The 21269-nt window shown below is 73.5% G+C and carries 19 protein-coding genes and 1 tRNA gene; 9 read left to right on the top strand and 11 right to left on the bottom strand.

Annotated features, from left to right (window positions below; genetic code table 11):
- Positions 1–91: 91 nt before the first annotated feature.
- The 6 genes from H4F90_RS13830 to H4F90_RS13805 are packed head-to-tail and all read left to right on the top strand — an operon-like array spanning position 92 to position 5612.
- The gene (locus H4F90_RS13830) at positions 92–931 is read left to right on the top strand and encodes a lysophospholipid acyltransferase family protein (protein WP_182665596.1); all 840 of its coding nucleotides are present in this window, start codon (positions 92–94) and stop codon (positions 929–931) included.
- Positions 928–1842, top strand: a complete 915-nt coding sequence (locus H4F90_RS13825) for a lysophospholipid acyltransferase family protein (protein WP_182665595.1) — start codon at positions 928–930, stop codon at positions 1840–1842. The genes H4F90_RS13830 and H4F90_RS13825 overlap by 4 nt, the downstream gene beginning before the upstream one ends.
- 7 nt (positions 1843–1849) lie before the next feature.
- Positions 1850–2713, top strand: a complete 864-nt coding sequence (gene dapF / locus H4F90_RS13820; protein WP_182665593.1) for a diaminopimelate epimerase — start codon at positions 1850–1852, stop codon at positions 2711–2713.
- Positions 2710–3381 carry a DUF484 family protein gene (locus tag H4F90_RS13815; protein WP_182665591.1) on the top strand — a complete coding sequence of 224 codons (672 nt, stop codon included), beginning with the start codon at positions 2710–2712 and terminating at the stop codon, positions 3379–3381. Before dapF ends, H4F90_RS13815 begins: the two co-directional genes overlap by 4 nt.
- Positions 3382–3392: 11 nt before the next feature.
- Positions 3393–4358 (top strand): tyrosine-type recombinase/integrase, encoded by a 966-nt coding sequence (locus H4F90_RS13810; protein WP_182665589.1) that lies wholly within the window; start codon positions 3393–3395, stop codon positions 4356–4358.
- A gap of 48 nt (positions 4359–4406) precedes the next feature.
- Positions 4407–5612, top strand: a complete 1206-nt coding sequence (locus H4F90_RS13805; protein ID WP_182665587.1) for a class I SAM-dependent rRNA methyltransferase — start codon at positions 4407–4409, stop codon at positions 5610–5612.
- 132 nt (positions 5613–5744) lie between these two features.
- Here H4F90_RS13805 and H4F90_RS13800 read toward each other — a convergent pair.
- The 10 genes from H4F90_RS13800 to H4F90_RS13755 all read right to left on the bottom strand — a co-directional run bounded on the left by H4F90_RS13800 (position 5745) and on the right by H4F90_RS13755 (position 17442).
- Positions 5745–5820, bottom strand: a tRNA-Phe gene (locus tag H4F90_RS13800).
- Positions 5821–5867: 47 nt separating this feature from the next.
- Positions 5868–6572: a response regulator gene (locus H4F90_RS13795; RefSeq protein WP_182665585.1), complete on the bottom strand. Its 705-nt coding sequence runs from the start codon at positions 6570–6572 to the stop codon at positions 5868–5870.
- Positions 6573–6624: 52 nt separating this feature from the next.
- On the bottom strand, positions 6625–8895 hold the full coding sequence (locus tag H4F90_RS13790) for a sensor histidine kinase (protein ID WP_182665583.1): 2271 nt from the start codon (positions 8893–8895) through the stop codon (positions 6625–6627).
- Positions 8896–8902: 7 nt separating this feature from the next.
- A complete protein-coding gene (locus H4F90_RS13785) occupies positions 8903–9475 on the bottom strand; it encodes a DUF4390 domain-containing protein (protein ID WP_328700941.1) in 573 nt (190 codons plus the stop codon).
- A 37-nt stretch (positions 9476–9512) separates the two neighbouring features.
- Positions 9513–10880 (bottom strand): 16S rRNA (cytosine(967)-C(5))-methyltransferase RsmB, encoded by a 1368-nt coding sequence (gene rsmB, locus H4F90_RS13780; RefSeq protein ID WP_182665579.1) that lies wholly within the window; start codon positions 10878–10880, stop codon positions 9513–9515.
- Positions 10870–11553 carry a LemA family protein gene (locus H4F90_RS13775; protein ID WP_182665577.1) on the bottom strand — a complete coding sequence of 228 codons (684 nt, stop codon included), beginning with the start codon at positions 11551–11553 and terminating at the stop codon, positions 10870–10872. The genes rsmB and H4F90_RS13775 overlap by 11 nt, the downstream gene beginning before the upstream one ends.
- A 24-nt stretch (positions 11554–11577) precedes the next feature.
- Positions 11578–12315 carry a 7-cyano-7-deazaguanine synthase QueC gene (queC, locus tag H4F90_RS13770; protein ID WP_182665575.1) on the bottom strand — a complete coding sequence of 246 codons (738 nt, stop codon included), beginning with the start codon at positions 12313–12315 and terminating at the stop codon, positions 11578–11580.
- Positions 12316–12329: 14 nt separating this feature from the next.
- The gene (locus H4F90_RS13765) at positions 12330–13643 is read right to left on the bottom strand and encodes a glutamate-5-semialdehyde dehydrogenase (protein WP_182665573.1); all 1314 of its coding nucleotides are present in this window, start codon (positions 13641–13643) and stop codon (positions 12330–12332) included.
- Between the two features lie 58 nt (positions 13644–13701).
- Entirely contained in the window at positions 13702–14727 is a 1026-nt protein-coding gene (locus tag H4F90_RS13760; protein WP_182665571.1) for an AEC family transporter, read from the bottom strand.
- A gap of 93 nt (positions 14728–14820) precedes the next feature.
- Positions 14821–17442: a DNA topoisomerase III gene (locus H4F90_RS13755; RefSeq protein WP_182665569.1), complete on the bottom strand. Its 2622-nt coding sequence runs from the start codon at positions 17440–17442 to the stop codon at positions 14821–14823.
- A 131-nt stretch (positions 17443–17573) separates the two neighbouring features.
- On the opposite strand from H4F90_RS13755, the gene H4F90_RS15705 reads away from it, so the two are divergent.
- The 3 genes from H4F90_RS15705 to H4F90_RS13745 are packed head-to-tail and all read left to right on the top strand — an operon-like array spanning position 17574 to position 19650.
- Positions 17574–18080 carry an SET domain-containing protein gene (locus tag H4F90_RS15705; protein ID WP_235972214.1) on the top strand — a complete coding sequence of 169 codons (507 nt, stop codon included), beginning with the start codon at positions 17574–17576 and terminating at the stop codon, positions 18078–18080.
- On the top strand, positions 18005–18940 hold the full coding sequence (locus H4F90_RS15700; protein WP_235972220.1) for a biotin--[acetyl-CoA-carboxylase] ligase: 936 nt from the start codon (positions 18005–18007) through the stop codon (positions 18938–18940). The genes H4F90_RS15705 and H4F90_RS15700 overlap by 76 nt, the downstream gene beginning before the upstream one ends.
- Positions 18934–19650: a hypothetical protein gene (locus tag H4F90_RS13745; RefSeq protein ID WP_182665567.1), complete on the top strand. Its 717-nt coding sequence runs from the start codon at positions 18934–18936 to the stop codon at positions 19648–19650. The genes H4F90_RS15700 and H4F90_RS13745 overlap by 7 nt, the downstream gene beginning before the upstream one ends.
- A gap of 14 nt (positions 19651–19664) precedes the next feature.
- Here the strand turns inward: H4F90_RS13745 and H4F90_RS13740 are convergent, their stop codons facing one another.
- The gene (locus tag H4F90_RS13740; RefSeq protein ID WP_182665565.1) at positions 19665–21242 is read right to left on the bottom strand and encodes a S8 family peptidase; all 1578 of its coding nucleotides are present in this window, start codon (positions 21240–21242) and stop codon (positions 19665–19667) included.
- Positions 21243–21269 lie beyond the last annotated feature (27 nt).

Genomic DNA, 21269 nt, shown 5'->3' with positions numbered 1-21269 from the left:
GCCGTCTTCCCTGTCGCCCCGCAAGTAGTTCAATAACTCGGCGACTTTTTCATCTTAGCAGTCCGTGCTCAGCCGTTTCCTTACCGCTTGCATGCGTGGCCTTGCGGCCTGGCCGCTCGGGCTTCTTCATTTCATCGGCAGTGGCCTCGGTTGGTCGGTCTACCTCCTGTCGCCGTCCTATCGGCGCCGCTTTGAAAGGCATGCGGCCCAGGCAGGACTCAGCAAGTCCCAGGCCCGCGCGGCCATCCCGTCAGCCGGCCGTATGCTGGCCGAGCTGCCTCCGCTGTGGGCCCGGCCGCTGGGTGCGCCGCTGCCGATGCCGGTGCAATGGCAGGGCGGCGAGCTGATCGAGCAGGCCCAGGCCGCCGGCCGCGGTCTGGTCATGCTGACCCCGCACCTCGGCTGCTTCGAGGCCATCGGCCAGTCCTATGCGGCACGCTACGGCGCCGGCCGGGGCCTGATGACCGTGCTGTACCGGCCCGCCCGCAAGCCCTGGCTGCGCGAGCTGGTCGAGTCCTCGCGCCGCCGGCCCGGCCTGGACGCGGCGCCGGCCACCCTGGCCGGTGTGCGGCAGATGATTCGTGCGCTGCGCCGTGGCGAGGTCGTCGGTCTGCTGCCCGATCAGGTGCCGCCTGAGGGCCTGGGCGTCTGGGCGCCCTTCTTCGGCCGGCCGGCCTACACGATGACCCTGGCCGCACGCCTCGTGCAGCAGACAGGCTGTGCCCTGCTCCTGGTCTGGGGCGAGCGCCTGCCGCGCGGGGCCGGTTACCGTGTGCGGGTGAGCCCGATGCCCGAAGCCCTGCCCGACGATCCGGTCGAGGCCGCCACCGCGATCAATCGCGCGATGGAAGGCCTGATCCGGCAATGCCCCGAGCAGTACCTCTGGGCCTACGCCCGCTACAAGGCGCCGCGCAGCGGCCCCGCCGCATGAGCGCCATCCTGGCCAAGCTGGGCAGCCGCGCGCTGCTCGGGCTGCTGTGGCTGCTGCACGGGCTGCCGCTGCCGCTGCTGGCCGCCCTGGGGCGGGGCCTGGGCGCGCTGCTGTGGCGCCTGGCGGGTTCGCGGCGGCGCATCGCGCTGCGCAATCTGCAGCTCTGCTTTCCCGAGCTGGACGCCGGCCGGCGCCGCGCCCTGGCTCGCGAGCACTTCGCCTGGCTCGGCCAGAGCCTGCTCGAGCGCGGGGTGCTGTGGCATGCCTCGCCGAGCCGGCTGCGGCGCCTGATCCGCATCGAGGGCGAGGTCGGCGCGGCCGATGCCCACCCCGATCGCGCCTGGATGCTGCTGGCCCCGCACTTCCTGGCGCTCGACGTGGCTGGCGCGGCCTCGCTGATGCACGTCAAGCGGCCCGGGGCGTCGATCTACCAGCGCCAGAGCGATCCCGTCTTCGATGCCGCGATGCGCCGCGGCCGCCTGCGCTTCGGCCCGCTCAAGCTCTTCGCGCGGCAGGAAACGGCCAAGCCCCTGCTGCGCGAGGTCAAGCGCGGCGCCGTCTTCTTCAACCTGCCCGACATGGACTTCGGCCGCAAGGATGCCGCCTTCGTGCCCTTCTTCGGCGTGCCGGCGGCGACGCTGCTGGCGCCCTCGCGGATGGCGCGGCTGATGGACATGGCTGTGCAGCCGGTGGTGGCCGAGATGCTGCCGCGCGGCCAGGGCTGGCGGGTGCGCTACCACCCGCCGCTCGAGGGCTTCGGCAGCGAGGATGCCGAGGCCGATGCCGCCCGCATGAACCGCTGGATCGAGGACCGCATCCGCGAGAACCCGGCGCAGTACCTGTGGGTGCACAAGCGCTTCAAGACCCGGCCACCGGGCGAGGCCAAGCTCTACGGGGCCGCGGCCGGATAATCCGGCCATGCGACTCCGCTTCACCAAGATGCAGGGGGCCGGCAACGACTTCGTCGTGCTCGATGCCACCGCCGCCCCGCTGGCGATCGACGCCCGCCAGATGCGTCAGCTCGGCGACCGCCGCTTCGGTGTCGGGGCCGACCAGCTGCTGATCGTCGAGCGCAGCGCGACGCCCGGCGTCGACTTCCGCTACCGCATCTTCAACGGGGCCTCCGGCGAGGAGGTCGAGCACTGCGGCAACGGGGCCCGCTGCTTCGCCCGCTACGTGCGCGACCGCGGCCTGATCGAGCGCGACACCATCGTCGTCGAGACCGTCAACAACCAGCTCGTGCTGAAGCTGCAGGCCGACGGCCGCGTGACCGTCGACATGAACCGGCCGGTGCTCGAGGCCGCCCGCGTGCCCTTTGATGCCAGCGGCCTGCGGCCGCTGGCCTTCGCGCAGCAGTGGCCGGTCGAGGTGCTCGGCCGCACGCTGCCGCTGGCGGTGCTGTCGATGGGCAATCCGCATGCGGTGCTGGACCTTGCCGCGATCGGCTGTGACGATGTCGACCGCGCCCCGGTCGAGACCCTCGGCCCGGCCATCGAGGCCCATGCGCGCTTCCCGCGCAAGGTCAATGCCGGCTTCCTGCAGATCGTCGACCGGGGTCATGTGCGGTTGCGTGTCTTCGAGCGCGATGCCGGCGAGACCCTGGCCTGCGGTACCGGGGCCTGTGCGGCCGTGGTCGCCGGCATCCTGGCCGGCCGGCTCGATCCCCAGGTCGACGTGGAAACCCGCGGCGGCCTGCTGACCATCGCCTGGCCCGGGGGCGAGGCCTCGGTGGCCATGACCGGCCCAGCCGAAACCGTCTTCGAAGGAGAGATCACGCTGTGAGCAGCATCCAGGGCATCACCGAAGACGACATCGCGAACTACCTGCTGCAGACGCCGGGCTTCTTCGAGCGTCATGCCGAGCTGCTCGGCCAGGTGCAGCTGCGCAGCCCGCACGGCACGCGCGCCGTCTCGCTGCAGGAGCGGCAGATGGAGATGCTGCGCGAGAAGATCCGCGGCCTGGAGCTGCGGCTGATCGAGATGATCCGCCACGGTCAGGAGAACGTCGCCATCGCCGATCGCCTGCACCGCTGGACCCGCGAGCTGATGCTGACCCGCGATCCCCAGGCTTTGCCGGAGGTGCTGGTGCAGGGCCTGCAGCGCGAGTTCCTGATCCCGCAGGCGGCCATCCGCGTCTGGAGCCCGGCCGAGCTGCCGGCCGCGGCCGACTGGGCCCAGCCGGTGGCCGAGGAGCTGCGCAGCTTCACCACCAGCCTCAGCCTGCCCTACTGCGGGCCGAATGCGGGCTTCGACGCCGCAGCCTGGCTGGCCGATGCCCCGGCCTCGCTGGCCCTAGTGCCGCTGCGCCACGGCAGCGCCTCGGCTGCTTTCGGCCTGCTGGTGCTGGGCTCGCCCGACCCGACGCGCTTCCGCGCCGACATGGGCATCGAGTTCCTGATGCGCATCGGCGAGCTGGCCAGCGCCGGCCTGGTCCGCCTGCTGCCGCAGTGAGTCCGGCGGGCATGGCGGGCCCCGACGACGTCCCGGCCCGGCCCGAGGCCGGCAGCCTCGCCGCCCACCTGGAGCATCTGCGCGTCGAGCGTCGCCTCGCGCCGGCCAGCCTGCGCGCCTACACCGCCGCGCTGCAGCGCCTGGCCGATTGCGCGGCCGCCGAGGGGCTGGCCCTGCCCGAGGTGCAGACCGGCGCCCTGCGTCGCTGGGCCGCGCGCCTGCATGGCGAGGGCCTGGCCCCGCGCAGCCTCGCGCAGATGCTGTCAGCCTGGCGCGGCTACTACGGCTGGCTGGGCCAGCGCCACGGCCTGCGCGCCAACCCGGCCGAGGGCCTGCGGGCGCCCAAGGCCCCGCGTCTGCTGCCCAAGGCCCTGTCGGTCGAGGAGGCCGTGGCCCTCGCCGAGCACCGCGTGGCCGAGCCGGCCGATCCGCGACTGGAAGCGCGCGACCGCTGCATCGTCGAGCTGCTCTATGGCTGCGGCCTGCGCGTGGCCGAGCTTTGCAGCCTGGACCTGCAGGCCGGCCCGCAGGCCCTGGGCTGGATCGACCGCGGCGCCGCCGAGGCCCATGTGCTTGGCAAGGGCCGCAAGCGCCGCAGCCTGCCGGTGGGCCGGGCCGCGCTGGCCGCGCTGGCCGACTGGCTCGCGCAGCGCCCGGCCCTGGCCGCGCCCGACGAGCCGGCCCTGCTGCTCAATCGCAGCGGCCGGCGGATCAGCCCGTCGCAGGTCCGCAGCCGGCTGCGCGAGCGCGCGGCCCGTGCCGGCCTGCCGCAGCCGGTGCATCCGCACATGCTGCGCCACAGCTATGCCTCGCACCTGCTGCAGTCCAGCGGCGAGCTGCGAGGCGTGCAGGAGCTGCTCGGCCACGCCAGCATCGCGACCACCCAGGTCTACACCCGGCTCGACTGGCAGCACCTGGCCAAGGCCTACGACGCCGCCCATCCGCGCGCCCGGCGCAAGCCCGGGGAAGCGGACTGAGCGGCCCGGACTGTCGGCCCCGAACCGCAGCCCGGGGACAATCGCCGGATGAAGACAGTCCGACTCCGTGAAGGCAAGGAGCGCTCGCTGCAGCGCCGCCACCCCTGGGTGTTCCAAGGCTCCATCACCAAGGGCGGGGGCGACACCGGCGAGACCGTACGCGTGGAGGCCGCCGACGGCAGCTTCCTCGGCTGGGGCGCCTTCAGCCCGCGCTCGCAGATCCGCGTGCGGATCTGGAGCTTCGACGAGCACGAGCGCGTCGACGAGGCCCTGTTCCAGCGCCGCATCGCCGCCGCGCTGCGCTACCGCCAGCGTCTGGCGATCGGCAGCAACGGCCAGCGCCTGATCCACGGCGAGGCCGACGGCCTGCCCGGCCTCATCGTCGACCGCTACGACGACACCCTCAGCGTGCAGTGCCTGGCCGCCGGCATCGAACGCTGGAAGCCCGCCATCGTCGCCGCCTTGGTGGCCGAGACCGGCTGCACGCGCGTCTACGAGCGCTCCGATTCCAGCGTGCGCCAGCTCGAAGGCCTGGCGCTCAAGACCGGCTGGCTGCATGGCGCCGAGGGCGAGGCCCCGGCCGAGCGTGCGATCGACGAGCATGGCTGGCAGCTGCAGGTCGACATCGCCCACGGCCACAAGACCGGCTACTACCTGGACCAGCGCGACAACCGCGGCCGCTTCGCCGCCTGGGTCCGCCAGTTCGGCGCCAAACGCGTGCTGAACTGCTACAGCTACACCGGCGGCTTCAGCGTCGCGGCCCTGGCCGGCGGCGCAACCGACGTCACCAGCGTCGACTCCTCCGGCCCGGCCCTGGCCCGCGCCCAGGCCCATGTCGAGCGCAATGCCGCCGCCTTCGGCTACGACCCGGCGGCCCATCGCGTGCTGGATGCCGACGTGAACGGCACGCTGCGCCAACTGCTGAAAGACGGCCGCCGCTTCGACGCCATCGTGCTCGACCCGCCCAAGTTCGCCCCCAGCGCCGCCCATGCCGAGCGCGCTGCACGCGCCTACAAGGACATCAACCGCCTGGCCTTCAAGCTGCTCGCCCCCGGCGGCCTGCTGCTGAGCTTCAGCTGCTCGGGCGGCGTGGGCGCCGACCTCTTCCACAAGATCGTCGCCGGCGCCGGCATCGATGCCCAGGTCGACGGCCATTTGCTGGCCCGCCTGGAGGCTGCGCCCGACCACCCCACCACCGTCGCCTTCCCGGAAGGCGAATACCTCAAGGGCCTGGCCATCGTCGTGAAGGGCTGAGGCGGCAGCCGGGACCGGGGGAGCGAGCCATCGCCATCCTCGGGCCCGGCTCGGCCCGGCCCTGCGGTGCCTCCGTTCCGCAGGCCCCATGCAAAACGCCCCAGCACCTTGCGATGCTGGGGCGTCGGATCTTGGTGGCTCGGGGCGGAATCGAACCACCGACACGCGGATTTTCAATCCGCTGCTCTACCAACTGAGCTACCGAGCCAAGAAAGACAAAAAGTATAGCAGGCTGCGAAGTGATGTCTGTCGCGCTCAGCCGACGAGGCCCTTGCGGCTGCGGTTCAGGTCGACCCCGAGCTGCTTGAGCTTGCGGTAGAGGTGGGTGCGCTCCAGACCCGTCTTCTCGGCCACGCGGGTCATGCTGCCGTTCTCGCGGGCGAGGTGGAACTCGAAGTAGGCCTTCTCGAAAGCGTCGCGGGCCTCGCGCAGCGGGCGGTCGAGCTCGAAATGCTGAATCGCCGGCCGTTGGCCCGTGGCGCTGGTGGTGGGGGCCTCGGAGAGGGTCGGGACGCTCAGGGTCGGCAGCGGGCTGGCCGGCTCGGGCGCGCTGCGGGGCAGCTCGGAGCCGGCAGCGGGCTCGGCCCCGCGGGCCTGCGGCCGGGCCAGGCCCTGCTCGACGGCGCGCAGCAGCTTCTGCAGGGTGATGGGCTTCTCGAGGAAGGCCATGGCGCCGAGCTTGACGGCTTCGACCGCGGTGTCGATGGTGCCGTGGCCGCTCATCATGATCACGGGCATGGTGAGCTGGCCGTTCGCGCTCCACTCCTTGAGCAGCGTGATGCCGTCGACTTCCGGCATCCAGATGTCGAGCAGCACCAGGTCCGGGCGAAGCCGTTCACGCCGGGCGCGGGCTTGGTGGGCGTTCTCGGCGAGCTCGACCGTGTGGCCCTCGTCGGTGAGGATCTCCGAGAGCAGGGCGCGGATGCCCAGTTCGTCGTCAACTACAAGAATGGTGGCCATGGAATCGGTCAGCGCACGACCGCGCAAGGGGCACGGTCGCCGGGCGGCCTGCTCAGGCCACCCACTTGGAAAATGATATCGAAACCCGCGCACCCGGCCGGGGGCTCGCCCCGTCCGGATCGCGCGGGCCGAGCCGGATGCGGGCCCCGTGCTCGTCGCAGATCTTCTTGACGACCGCCAGCCCGAGGCCCGTGCCCTTGGCCTTGGTCGTCACATACGGTTCGAAGGCGCGCTGGAGCACGCCCTCGGCGAAACCGGGTCCATTGTCCTCGACCGCCAGCCGCAGGCCCTGCCAGCGGCCCGCGGCATCGCGTCGGCCTTCGCTGCGGATCTCGACGAGGCCGTCGGCCTGCTCGCTGACCGCGTCCAGTGCGTTCTGTACGAGGTTGTGCACGACCTGGCGCAGCTGGCTCGGATCGCCCTCGATCGGCGGCAGATCCGCCTGCAGGCGGGCGCGCAGCCGACCCTGCTCCTGGGCTTCGGCATAGAGCTGCAGCACGTCCTGCACGAGGGCATTGAGGTCCAGCGGGGCCAGCCGCGCGGCCGGCAGGCGGGCGTAGTCGCGGAATTCGTTGACCAGCTGCTTCATGGCCTGCACCTGGGTGACGATGGTCGCGACGCTGCGCGCAAGCATGGACGCATCGGCCTCGGCCAGCTTGGGGCCGAGCTTGTGCTCCAGCCGTTCGGCCGAGAGCTGGATCGGCGTGAGCGGGTTCTTGATCTCGTGGGCCAGGCGGCGCGCCACCTCCGTCCAGGCCTGCGCGCGCTGGGCCGAGACCAGCTCGGTGATGTCGTCGAAGACGATCAGCCGCGCACCGTCCGGCAGGGTGGTGCCGCGCACCAGCACGGTCGGCAGCGTGCTGTCCTCGGACGGGCCGGCCGCACCGGGCCGGGGATGCAGCTCGAAGGCGTCCTGCCACTGCACGCGCTCGCCGGGTTCGCCGGTCTGCTGTGCGCCGCGGAAGCGGTCCTCGACGGCGGCGGCCAGCGCGGCCAGGGTCGGCAACTCGTCGAGCCTGCGGTGCTGGTAATCGCCCAGCGGGGCCCGCAGGATGCGCGTGGCGCCGGGGTTGACGGTGTCGATGCGGCCCTCGGCGTCGAACACGACCACGCCCGCGCTCATCGTGTCGAGGATGGTCTGCAGCTTGCCGCGCTCGCCGTCCAGCGCGGCGGTGCTGGCCTCGGCCTGGCCGCGGGCATCGGCGAGCTGGCGCGTCATCTCGGCGAAGGATCGGGTCAGGCCGCCCAGCTCATCGCGTGAGCTGAACACCGGCTTGGGTCGCAGGTCGCCCCGGGCCACCTGCTGAACCCCCTCGGCCAGCAGCAGCAGGGGCTTGGCCAGCTGGTTGCCGAAGGCCATGGCCAGCAGCACCGCGGCAAACACCGCGAGGACCAGGGTCAGGGTGAGCGTGCCGATGTACATGCTGCGCAGGCCCTCGCGCGCCAGCGCACGCTCCTGGTACTCGCGGTAGGCCGACTGGACGGCCAGCGCATTCGTGGCCAGCTGGCTCGGCAGCCACTGGGTGACCAGCAGCCAGCGCTCCTCCCCCGCCAGCGCAAAGCCGCCGGCCGGCAGCTGGGCCAGCGCGCGGATGCGCGGCGGACTGCGCGGGCTGCCGTCCTCGCGCGCGGGGCCGGATTCGCCCAGGCCCTCATCGTCCAGGCCATCGAGCTGGGCCGCGATCCGCAGCTCGCGGGCCTTCTTGAACAGCGCCGTGCCGGGCCGTTCCGGGCCCAGGGCGTAGGCGCTGCCGCCCGCGCTGGCGAGCACCTGGCCGCCGGGGCCGAGCAGGGCGATCTCCTGCGCGGCCAGCTGCTCGCGCAGTCGCTCCAGCGCCAGCGGCTGCTGGCGCTCGGGGGTGTCGGCAAGCCGGTCGGCGGCGAGGCGGCTGCGCTCCGACAGGTCCCGGATCGCGGCATCCAGCGAGGTCCGGCCGAGGTCCAGGCCGGCTTCCAGCGCCCGCTCGACCGAGACGTCGAACCAGCTCTCGATGCTGCGCGCCACGAACTGGTAGCTGACCGCGTAGACCAGGGCGCCCGGCACCACCCCGACCAGCGCGAAGATCGCCGCCAGGCGCAGCAGCAGCCGGCTGCCGAAGCGCCCGTGCCAGAAGCGCGAGACCAGGCGCAGGCCCGCCAGCACCACGACCGCCGCCAGCACGCCGGCGATCGCCAGGTTCACGCCCAGCAGCCAGGGGAAGTGACGCTCGTGCACCGCGCGGTTGTCGGTGGCCACCACCAGCAGCGAGGCCAGCACCAGACCCGCGCCGGCCAGGGCCAGCAGGGCGATGATCCGCAGGCCCCGTGCGTCGCGCTTGTTCATGCCGGCCTCATCGGCTCTCGCGCGGCAGCAGGCGGGCGCGGTGGTGCAGTTCCAGCTCCCATGCGTCCTCGCGGTCGACGCTGAACTGCAGCGGCCGGGGCAGGCGGGAGGTGTCCAGCCGGAAGTCGAACTCCACCCGGTAGGCCGAGCCCTCGTCCAGCGTGCCCGCTTCGGCGACCTGCCAGCGCGAGGCCGCCAGCACCGCGGCCAGGGCCTCGTCCAGCCGGTCGTGCTGCTGGCTGAAGCCGCCCAGGCTCAGGCGGTAGCGCCGCACGAGCGGCTGCCAGGCCAGGCGCCAGGCGCGGCTTTGGCGGGCAACCCGTTCATCACGCCAGTACCAGCGTTCGCGGTAGACCTCGACCTCGGTCAGGAAGTGCAGCGGCACGCCCTTGAGCAGCGCATCCTCCACCGCCGCGGGCAGCTGCAGCCGCAGGCTGTAGCTCAGCAGCAGCCCCTCGTCGGGCGGGCGTCGCAGCTCGAAGCTGCCGAGTTCCGGTGCGGCACGCGACGGGCTCAGCGCCAGCAGCAGGCTCAGCAGCAGGACCAGGCGGCGCAGCAGCAGGACGGGAGCGCAGGGCACGGGCGGGCGGCAGCTCAGGCGGCGGGAGGGCGCGGCGTCAGGCCGGGCCGTCGGCCCCCTCCGCGCGCGTGAGCAGCGCGTAGAAGAAGCCATCGCCGGGGGCGCCGCCTTCGGCAACCGGCAATCCGGCCGCCTCCGCACCATTGTGGGCGAGGGGCAGCAGATGCCCGGGCGATGGCCGCAGCCGCGCGCCGGGCGTGCGTTGCAAAAACGCGTCGATCTGGGTCTGACCCTCGGCCCGGAAGATCGAGCAGGTGGCGAACAGCAGCCGGCCCCCGGGCGCCAGCAGCGGCCACAGGGCGTCCAGCAGCCGGGCCTGCGCCTGGGCGAGGGCCGGCAGGTCACCCGGGCGGCGCAGCCAGCGCACATCGGGGTGGCGGCGGACGATGCCCGCGGCCGAGCAGGGCGCATCGAGCAGGATGGCGTCGAAGGGTCGGCCGTCCCACCAGTCGGCGGGCCGGCCGGCATCGCCGGCCACCGTCCGTGCGCGCAGGCCCAGGCGCGCCAGGCCCTGGTCGACCTTGCGCAGCCGGTGGGCATCGCTGTCCAGGGCCAGCAGGTCCAGCTCGGCCCGCTCCAGCAGGTGGGCGGTCTTGCCGCCGGGGGCGGCACAGGCGTCGAGCACGCGGGCGCCGGGCGGCAGACCGGCGCCGTCGAGCAGCAGGTGGGCGGCGCGCTGGGCCGAGGCGTCCTGCACGGAGACCGCGCCTTCCGCCCAGCCCGGCAGGCGCTCGACCGGCTGCGGCGTGTCGAGCTGCAGGGCCTGCGGCGTCTCGGGGCCCAGCGTCCGGGCCGAGAGGCCGGCCTCGGCCAGGCGCTGCGCATAGTCGGCCACGCTGCCCCGGCGGAGGTTCACGCGCAGCGTCATCGGCGGCGCGGCCTGGGCGGCATCGAGCAGGGCCGGCCAATCCGCCGGCCAGTCCTGGCGCAGCTGGGCGATCCACCAGGCCGGATGGTTCCAGCGCACCGTGTCCTGCCCGGCCAGGCTGGCGTCCAGGGCCTCGGCCTCGCGCAGGGCGCGGCGCAGCACGGCATTGACCAGGCCGGCCTGGGCCGGCGCGCGCCGCTTGGCGGCGTCGACGGCCTGATTGACCAGGGTGTGCGGCGCGTAGCCGGCGCGGCTGTCGCGCGCGCCCAGTGCCAGGGCGCAGAGCAGCAGGGCCTCGACCCAGGGTGGCGGCTGGCGCGCGACCAGCAGGGTGGCCAGGGCCTGGGCCCGGCCGAGGCCGCGCATGACCTCGAAGGCCAGGGCCTGGCTCCCGGCCCGGGCGGCCGCCGGGCAGCGTTCCAGCGCCTCGGTCAGCGAGCGGCCGGAACGCACGGCGGCCACGGCTTCGGCGCAGTGTTCCAGCAGGCGGGCCAGGGGCTGGGCGACCGGCGTCGCGCGGGAGGGGTCAGCGGGCATCGTTCGGGACCGGATCGGGCCGATCCGACAGGCTGAGCGGCAGCTCCGCCGTCTCCGCCACGAGGGAGGGCAGGCGGGCGGCGGGGCGGAAGTTGAAGAGGTCGGCGACCAGCCGGGTCGGCCATTCCTCGCGGGCCAGGTTGTAGGCCGAGACCGCCGCATCGTGCGGACCCCGGCTGAACGCGATCTGCTGGCCGGCCTGCTGCAGGGTCTGGACCAGGGCCTGCAGCAGCAGGCGCCCGGCGGGGTCGACGGAGGGCTGGGGGCCGGGGGCCGGGTCGGCGGCCGCTGTGGCGGCCTGGGCCTCCGCCCGCTGCCGCAGGCTGCCGAGCGTGCGCTCCAGCACCTGCTCGGCCAGGCCCAGGCTCTGCATCGGGCCGGCCTCCAGCGGTCGCTGGGCAACCGCCTGGACGGCGGTGTCGGCCTGACGCGCGGCAGCGGCCAGGGTGTTGAGCAGCGCCGTTTCCTCGGCCGGCCAGGCCGTGCCGGGCAGGCTGGAACCGGCCAGGCCCAGGCCGTCTCGGGCCAAGGTGTGGCGGCGCCGCAGGGCGGCATCGACCGCGGTCCACTGGGCGGCCACCGCGCCGCGCAGCCGCACCAGGCGGTTGTAGGCGCCGATCACCCAGAAGACCAGCAGCGCCAGGCTGGCGATCAGGATCAGCCGGTCATCCATGGCCGGCTCCGCAGCGCGCGCGGCTCATGCGGCCGGGTCGGCCGCCCGGGCGGCGTGCGCGGTATAGGCCGCCCAGCCGCGCGCGCGCAGCTCGCAGGCCGGGCAGTGGCCGCAGCCGTGGCCCCAGGGGTGGCGCTGGCTGCGCTCGCCCAGGTAGCAGCTGTGGCTGTGCTCGGTGATGAGGTCGACCAGGGCCGGGCCGCCGAGCTGCTCGCTCAGGGTCCAGGTCTGCGCCTTGTCGAGGAACATCAGCGGCGTCTCGACCGTCATCGGCCCGGCCAGGCCCAGGCTGATCGCAACCTGCAGGGCCTTGAGCGTGTTGTCGCGGCAGTCGGGGTAGCCGGAGTAGTCGGTCTCGCACATGCCGCCGACCAGCACCGTCAGCCCGCGCCGGTAGGCCAGGGCCGCGGCGTAGGTGAAGAACAGCAGGTTGCGGCCCGGCACGAAGGTGTTCGGCAGGCCGTTGGCCTGCCACTCGATGGCGCGCTCCTCGGTCATGGCCGTCGCGCCGATCTGGGCCAGCTGGCGCAGGTCGAGCAGGTGGTCCACGCCCAGGCGCGGCGCCCAGCGCGGGAACTGCCGGCGCAGCTCGCGCAGCAGCACCGGGCGGCAGTCCAGCTCGACCCGGTGGCGCTGGCCGTAGTCGAAGCCAACCGTCTCGACCTGCGCGAAGCGCGCCAGCGCCCAGGCCAGGCAGGTGGCGGAATCCTGGCCGCCGGAGAACAGCACCAGCGCGCCGCGGGGGTCGAGGGGGGCCGCCATGGTCGTCGCCGGGCTCAGCTGCGGCCTTCGCCCTGGCCGAGGACGATCCACTTCATCGAGGTCAGGCCCTCCAGGCCCACCGGCCCGCGGGCGTGGAACTTGTCGGTGGAGATGCCGATTTCCGCGCCCAGGCCGTACTCGAAGCCGTCGGCAAAGCGGGTGCTGGCATTGACCATGACGCTGGCCGAATCCACCTCGCGCAGGAAGCGCATCGCGTTCGGGTGGTTCGTCGTCAGGATGGCGTCGGTGTGGTGGGAGCCGTAGCGGTTGATGTGGGCGATGGCCTCGTCCAGGCTGTCGACCAGCTTGATGCTGATGACGGGCGCGAGGTATTCCTCGGCCCAGTCGGCCTCGGTGGCGTCCACCAGCTTCGCGCCGGGCAGGGCCGCCGCGCCCAGGATCGCCTTGGCGCGCGGGCCGCAGCGCATCTCCACGCCCTTGGCCGCGAAGACCGCGCCGATGGCCGGCAGGAAGGCCGGCGCCACCGCGGTGTGCACCAGCAGGGACTCGGTCGCATTGCAGGGGCTGTACTTCTGCGTCTTGGCGTTATCGGTCACCGCCACGGCCAGGGCCAGGTCGACCTCGGCGTCCACATAGGTGTGGCAGTTGCCGTCCAGGTGCTTGATGACGGGCACCGTGGCCTCGCGGCTGATGCGCTCGATCAGGCCCTTGCCGCCGCGCGGGATGATCACGTCCACATAGGCCGGCATGGCGATCAGGCGGCCCACCGCGGCGCGGTCGGTGGTCGGAACCTGCTGCACGGCCTCGGCCGGCAGGCCGGCCTGGGCCAGGGCCTGGCCGACCAGGGCGGCCAGGGCAGCGTTGGAATGCGCCGCCTCCGAGCCGCCGCGCAGGATGGCGGCGTTGCCGCTCTTGATGGCCAGCGAGGCGGCGTCGATGGTCACGTTCGGCCGGCTCTCGTAGATCATGCCGAAGACGCCCAGCGGCACCCGCATCTGGCCGACGGTGATGCCGGTCGGGCGGCGGCGCAGGTTCGTCATCTCGCCGATCGGGTCGGGCAGGGCGGCGACCTGCTCGCAGCCCTCGGCCATCTGCTCGATCACCTTGGGGGTCAGGCGCAGGCGGTCCACCATGGGCGCGGCCAGGCCGGCGGCCTCGGCGGCGGCGATGTCCCGGGCATTGGCCTCCTGCAGCGGGCCGGCCTGCGCGCGGATCGCGGCGGCCAGGGCCAGCAGGGCGGCGTTCTTGGTCGCGGTCGAGGCGGCGGCCATCGTGGTGGCGGCGCGCCGCGCGGCCTGGCCCAGGCGCTCCATCAGCGCGTTCACGTCCTCGGGGGCGAGGGCGGCGGAGGGGGTCGAAGCATTCATGGCGCGATTGTCGCCGCGGGCCCGGCCGGCTGCCGGCGGGCTTGCATCGTCCCGTCGTTCAGGGCGTCAGCGGCCCGCCGAGCGCGCCCAGCAGCAGCAGCCACAGCGGCGCCGTCAGCACGAAGGCGGCGGTCGAGACGACGATCGTCGCCGTGGCCTCGGCCTCCTGGCTGCGGTAGCGCTGGGCGAACATCAGCGCATTGCTGCCGGTCGGGTTGGCCGCGGCCAGCACGATCACCGTCAGCGGCAGGCCCAGCAGGCCGCCGCCCAGCCCGCGGTCCACCGCCCAGCCGGCGACCAGCACCAGGGCCGGCTGCACGAGCAGCTTGAAGGCGCTGAGCTGGCCCGCCACCCGCGCCGCGCCGCGCACGCCGTAATGGCCCAGCGAGAGGCCGATGGCCACCAGGCAAAGCGGCACCACCGCCGTGCCCAGCATCAGCAGCACCTCGTCCAGCGGACCGGGCAGCGGCAGGCCGCCCAGGTTCCAGGCCATGCCGGCCAGCACCGGCAGCACGATGGGGTGGATCACCGTGTTGCGCACCACCCGCGCCAGGGTGCCGGCCAGGCTGGCCGGGGCTTCGCCGCGCTGCACCGCCGCCTGGGCGAGGTCGCGCTCGACCAGCACCGTCAGCAGGCTCAGCAGCACCAGGGCATGCAGGCTGACCACCGCCAGGTGGATCTGCAGCCCCGCCTCGCCGAACAGCGCCGCAGCCAGCGGAATGCCCAGCTGCGCGTTGTTGCCGAAGGCCGCGGTGATGGCCCGCACCGCCGGGGCTGCCGCCTCGGGGGCCGTGCCCTGGGCCCCCGAGGCCCGGCGCAGCGCGCGCTTCTGCAGCAGGTAGACGCCGACCATGCCCAGCACCACCGGCCCGAAGAAGACCGCCAGCGCGCGCCAGGGCAGGGCGGCCAGGTCGATGCGCGCGGTGGCGCGGAAGAGCAGGGCCGGCGCGAAGAGGTAGAAGGCCGCGTTGGACAGGATGCGCGCCGCCTCGCCGCCGCGGAAGGCCGGGAAGCGACCGGCCAGGAAGCCCAGCGCGATGGTCGTGAAGATCGCGCCGAGCTTGAGGAAGAGCACGCTGCCCATGGGCCGAGCCTGCCCTTCCGCTCAGCGTCCGGGCCCGCGGTGGGCCGCCGCGGCGTGGCGCCGCGCGCCCGGGGGCTTCGGGTGCATGCCGCCTCAGCCTTCGTCGGCGGCCGATTTGCGCGCGGCCTTCTTGGCCGGCGCCTTCTTCGCGGCGGCGCGCGGCTCGAAGGCAAAGCTGACCTTGCCTTCCTTGGCGTCCCAGACCAGGCGGGCCTTGAAGGCGCGGCGGGTCTTGTTGGAGACGAAGCCCTCCAGCAGCTCGGTCTGCCCGGTGGCCAGCAGCTTTTGCGCCTGCTCGCGGGCGACGGGCTGCTGCAGGATGATCTTGCCGGTTTTGAAGTCGCAGGTCACGCGCGCCCCCACGGCATGCTCGCAGACGTAGTTCGTGCCGTGCTCGTAGACATGGCCCTTGCACTTCGGGCAGGCCCCCAGGCTGTCCTGGCCGCTGAAGTCCACCGGCTCGCCGTCGGCCTCGGCCTGCTTGGCGTCCTCGCCGAAGTCGAACTCCAGCTTCCAGTTCTTGATCTCCTCGTCGAAGACCAGCTTCAGCTCGGCGGTGAAGGGCCAGCCGGCCTTGGAGCGGAAGCCCTCCAGCGGGCCGATCCGGCGCTCGCGCAGGAAGGCATCGGCCTCGGCCGTCTCGAAGGCGCGGCCGCCGGGGATCTTGCCGATCGAGAAGCCGCAGCCCTCGCCCTCGGCGCCGGCGTCACGGCCCACGCAGGCGAAGCGGCGGTAGTTCTCCTTGACCACGCCGCCGCAGTTCGGGCAGGGCGTGGCCAGGGTGGCGTAGTCGCCGGGCACGGTGTCGCGGTCGTACTCCTTGGCCTTCTTGACGATGCGCTCGGTCATCGCCGCGATCTCGCCCATGAAGGCCTCGCGCGAGAGCCGGCCCTTCTCCATCTCGGCCAGGCGGTGCTCCCAGTTGCCGGTCAGCTCGGGCTTGGTCAGGTCCTCCACGCCCAGGCCGCGCAGCAGGGTCATGAGCTGGAAGGCCTTGGCCGTGGGGATCAGCTCGCGCCCCTCGCGCAGCATGTACTTCTCCAGGATCAGGCCTTCGAGGATGGCCGCGCGGGTGGCCGGCGTGCCCAGGCCCTTCTCCTGCATCGCGGCCTTCAGCTCCTCGTCGTCGATCAGCTTGCCGGCGCCTTCCATGGCGCTCAGCAGCGTGGCTTCGCTGTAGCGGGCCGGCGGCTTGGTCTTGAGCGGGTTCAGGTCGATGGCCTCGGTGCTCACGACCTCGCCGGGCTGCACGGCCACCAGGGTGGCGTCGTCCTCCTGCGCCTCCTTGCCGTAGACCGCCAGCCAGCCCGGCTTGACCAGCACCTTGCCGTTCGTCTGGAAGTGGTGCTGGGCCGCGCCGACCTCGACCACCGTGGTGCGCGTCGTCACCATGAACTCGGCGCTCGGGTAGAAGACGGCCAGGAAGCGCTTGACGACCATGTCGTAAAGCTTGGCCTCGACCTCGGTCAGGGCCTTGGGCGCCTGCAGGGTCGGGATGATGGCGAAGTGGTCCGAGACCTTGGCGTTGTCAAAGACCCGCTTGCTGGGCTTGATGTAGCCCTGGTTCAGCGCCACGCGCGCATGGCCGGCCAGGGCCTTGAGCGGGCCGGGCTGGTCCTCGTGGGCCAGCATCTCGACGGTGTTTTTCACCGTGGCCAGGTAGTCCTCCGGCAGGGCGCGGGAATCCGTCCGCGGGTAGGTCAGCACCTTGTGCTTCTCGTACAGGGCCTGGGCGATGGACAGCGTGGTCTTGGCCGAGAAGCCGAAGCGCGAGTTGGCCTCGCGCTGCAGCGTGGTCAGGTCGTAGAGCAGGGGGCTGGCCTGGGTGCTGGGCTTGGCCTCCTCGGTGACGGTGCCGGCCTGGCCGCGACAGGCTTCCACCACGGCGCGGGCCGTGGCCTCGTCCCAGATCCGGTCGGCGCGGCGCTCGGCGTCCTCGTTCTTCTTGAAGGCCGGGTCGAACCACTTGCCCTCGTAGCTGCCGGCGGCGGCGCCGAACTCGGCCTTCACCTCCCAGTAGGGCCGCGAGACGTGCTTGCGGATCTTCTCCTCGCGCTCGACCACGATGGACAGCGTCGGCGTCTGCACCCGGCCCACCGTGGTCAGGAAGAAGCCGCCGTCGCGGCTGTTGAAGGCCGTCATGGCCCGCGTGCCGTTGATGCCGACCAGCCAGTCGGCCTCGCTGCGGCTGCGCGCCGCGTCGGCCAGGCCCTGCATCTGCGCCTCGCCGCGCAACTGCTCGAAGCCGTCGCGGATGGCCTGCGGCGTCATGCTCTGCAGCCACAGGCGCTGGATGGGCTTGCCCAGGCCCTTGGCCCGGGTGGCGGCGGTGCTGTCGGCGGCGTACTGCTCGATCAGGCGGAAGATCAGCTCGCCCTCGCGGCCCGCGTCGCAGGCGTTGATCAGCGTCGTCACGTCCTTGCGCTTGATCAGCTTGACCAGGGCGTTGAGCCGGCTCTTGGCCTTGTCGATCGGCGCCAGCTCGAAGTGCGGCGGGATGACCGGCAGGTTGGCGAAGCTCCACTTGCCGCGCTTGACGTCGTATTCCTCCGGCGCCTTGATCTCCACCAGGTGGCCGACGGCCGAGGAGACGACGTAGTGCGCGTTCTCGAAATGGTCCTCGTGCTTCTCGAACTTGCCGGAAGACGGCGTCAGCGCGCGGACGATGTCCTGCGCGACGCTCGGCTTCTCGGCGATGACCAGTGCTTTGCTCATGGGCTTCTTGATGTGTTGCGGCCGCACCGCCGGGGTGGGTGCGGCCTCCCTACAATCCGCGCGCTTCTCGCGCACGCACGCACGCGCCTCTGCGCGCACGCCCTCGATTCACTGTAGCCAAAAGCCCCGCCATGCCGCGCACCTCCCCGCCGAAGCCCGACGCCCCCGACGCGGGACGGCGCATCCAGGTGCGGCGCTCCGGCGTGCACGGCAAGGGCGTCTTCGCGCGGCGGCCGATCGCCGCGGGCGACTGCATCCTCGAGTACAAGGGCGAGGTCATCGACTGGCCCGAGGCGCTGCGCCGCCATCCGCACGATCCGGCCCAGCCCCACCACACCTTCTACTTCCACATCGACGACCAGCGGGTCATCGACGGCAAGGTCGGCGGCAACGCGTCCCGCTGGATCAACCATGCCTGCGAGCCGAACTGCGAAGCCCAGGAAGGCGAGGGCCGCATCTACCTCCATGCCCTGCGCGACATCGCCCCGGGCGAGGAGCTGTTCTTCGACTACGGCCTCATGCTCGAAGGCCGCCACACCCCGGCCGTGAAGGCCGAGTACGCCTGCCACTGCGGCGCGCCGAGCTGCCGCGGCACCATGCTGGCGCCCAAGCGGCGCCGCGCCGGGGGCGGGCGCTGAGCGAGGTCCCCAGCAGCTTCGCCGGGGCGGCCGAGTCGCTCTGGCTGGCCCTGGCGGCCGACTGGCCGGGCCTGAGCCTCGACATCCTGCCCGAGGCCGATTCCAGCAACACCCGCCTGCTCGAAGCCGCCCGCGCGCTGCGGGCCACGGGTGCCGCGCCGGCCGAGACCCTGGCCGGGCCGCACCTGCTGGTCGTCGAGCGCCAGACCGCCGGCCGCGGCCGGCAGGGCCGGCCCTGGCAGGCGGCCGCCGGCCTGGACGGCGAGGCGGCGCATCGGCAGGCCCTGAGCTTCTCGCTCGGCCTGCGCCTGCCGGAGGCGCGCCTCGGTGCGCTGGCCCCGGTCGTCGGCCTGGCGGTGGCCGAGGCCCTGCATCCGGCCCTCCGGCTGAAATGGCCGAACGATCTCTGGCTCGACGGCGCCAAGCTCGGCGGGGTCTTGATCGAGACCCTGCCTGCCGACGCCGGCTGGCGCTATGCGGTGATCGGCATCGGCCTGAACCTGCGCGCGCCCGCCGCCCTGCCCGAAGGGGCCTGGCCGGCCATCGGCCTGGACGCCCTGCCCGAGGGCCGCTGGGCCGGCGGTGCGGCCCGCGCGCCCGCCGTCTGGGCGGCCCTGGTGCCCGGGCTGTTGGCGGCGCTGCGCCGCTTCATCGCCGAGGGCTGGCCAGCCTTCGCCCCGGCCTGGGCCGCGCGCGATGCGCTGCGCGGCCAGACGGTCCGGGTGCTCGACGGCCTGGGCCGCGAGCAGCTGCGCGGGGTGGCGGCCGGCCTTGACGGGCAGGGCGTCTTCCTTGTGCATACTGCGGCCGGTCTGCAAGCCTTTCCCTCGGCCGAAATCGTGAGCGTGCGTCCATGCTGAAGCCCCTGCTGATCGCCCTGCTGGCCGGCAATGCCGGCCTGGCCCTGTGGGGCTATGTCGCGAGTGCCCGCGGACCGCAGCTGCGGCTGGGGGACGGCACGCAGGCCCAGTCCGGGACCGGGTCGCAGTGGCCCGAGCGCATCGTGCTGGTGCCCGTGCCGGCGTCGGCGGTCACGCCTGCGCCGGCTTCGCTGCGCGCAGCGGCTCCCGCAGCTCCGGCGGCTCCAGTGGCCCCCGCAGCGGCCGAAGGCGGCGGGTCCGCGTCCGGACTGGTCTGTCTGGAGGCCGGGCCCTATGGCGAGGGCGCCCGCGCCACGGTCGACGGCCGGATCGCCGCCCTGGGCCTGCCGGGCCTGGACAGCCTGCGCTGGGTGCCCCGCGAGACGGCCGGCTGGTGGGTCGCCATGGGCCCCTTCGCCGAGCCGGCCCAGCGTGCCAAGCAGGCCGAGCTGCGCAAGCTGGGTCTGGCCGCGGAGGCCCAGACCCAGGGAGGCGACCGTTGGCTGGTGCTGGCGCGCGCCAGCGAGGCCGCGGCCGCCGAGCGCGCGCTGCAGGCCCTCAAGCCGCGGGGCGTGCGCACCGCCCGCGTCATCGAGGCCCGCGGTGCGGCGGGCTGGATGCTCCGTCTGCCCCAGGCCACGGCAGCCCAGCGGCAGGCGCTGGGTGCGGCGCGCCTGCCGGGGCCCGGCTTCGGCGCCTGTGCCGGCTGAGGCCGGCCCCTGATTCAGGCCCGGCGGCGCGTGGCCCGTGCCGCAGCGACCACGAGCAGCGCCAGCACCAGCAGGCCGAGCCGCCCGGGGGCACCGCCGCCGCCCCCGCCGCCTTCACCGGCCGGTACCGTGGTGCTGGCCCGCTGCAGGGCGGCGGCCATGTCCAGCATGCCCGCACCGCAGGTGCTCGTCGTGCAGCGGCACGCCAGCTGGTCGACCGCCCCTGGGGCCCGACAGGCCGTGCCGCCTTCCGGGAAGCTGCGGGCACTGCGCTGCAGCACCTGCCGTACTTCGTCCGGTGACAGGCCGGCTTGCACCGTCAGCACCAGGCCGGCGGTGGCCGCCACCAGCGGGGTCGCGAAGCTGGTGCCGAGGCTGGCATCCGCGCCGTCGCCGGTGTAGGTGGGGCCGACGGGCTCGGCGAGGCCCCGATCGCTGGTGGTGCTGATCGGGTACAGGCAGGGGCCGCTGTCGTTCGCGCAGTTGCCGGCCGGGGCCGACAGGCTGATCTCGGGCCCGACGTCCGAGTAGCCGACCTTCTGGCCATCATGCCGCAGGCCGCCGACTGCGATCACCCCCCGGCAGTTCGCCGGTGCGGTGACGGCCCGGCCGTTCGAGTTGCCCACCGAGGCCACGACCACCACGCCCTGCGCGCGGACCGCGTCGATCGCGCCCTGGTAGACGCTGTCGCAGGCGCCGCCGCCGCCCAGGCTGAGGTTGAGCACCCGGGCCGGGTTGGGGTTGGTCGGCAGGCCGCTCACGGGCAGCCCGGCGGCCCAGCGCATGGCCGCGACGATGTCGGACTGGTAGCCGATGCAGCGGCCCAGGACACGCACCGGGAGCACCCGCAGGTTCCAGCCGGCGCCGGCCATGCCGACGGCGTTGTCGGTCGCCGCACCGACCAGGCCGGCCACCTGGGTGCCGTGCCATGAACTCGGCGCCGCGCTGCAGCCGAAGGGGTCGCCGTCGGCGGTGTGGTCGCCCGGATCGCTCGGGTCCCCGTCCCGGCCGTCGCCGTCGATGGCGATGGCCGGGTCGCTGATGAAGTCGTAGCCCGGCAACAGCTTGTCGGCGAGGTCGGGATGATCGGGGCGCACGCCGGTGTCGAGCACGGCCACGATCACGCTGCTCGACAGGCTGCCGCCCCGGCTGAGGTCCCAGCCCCGGACGGCATCGATGGCGCTGGGCCGGCTGGCGTCGGGTGTCTGCAGGTACCACTGGCCGACGGCCGGTCCCAGGCTGTCGCCGCGGGCCAGGCGCGGGTCGTTCGGCAGGGCATGGCGACGCACCGGGCGGTCCAGCTGCACGGCGGCCACCGCCGGGTCGGCGGCCAGGGCCTGACGCAGGGCCACGGCGTCCTGGCCCGGTCGGCCGCGCAGCACGAGCTGGCCGGCGCCTGCTTCGCCGAGGGCCTGCAGGCCCAGGCGCTGCGGCAGGCTGGCCCGCGCGGCCGTGGCTGCCGCAGCCTGGGCGACGGCCTCGCTGCGCAGGGTCACGATGAAACGCGGCGGCGGCTCGGCCGCCAGGCTGGTACCGAGGGGGCTGGCCAGCAAGAGGGCGGCCATGGCGGCGCCCCGGGTCTTCTTGTGCATCTCGTCCTCCTGAAGCGCGGCAGTGTA

The sequence above is a fragment of the Aquariibacter albus genome, from assembly GCF_014145335.1.
GTDB lineage: Bacteria > Pseudomonadota > Gammaproteobacteria > Burkholderiales > Burkholderiaceae_C > Aquariibacter > Aquariibacter albus.
This window is presented reverse-complemented; position numbering and strand designations above follow the sequence as displayed.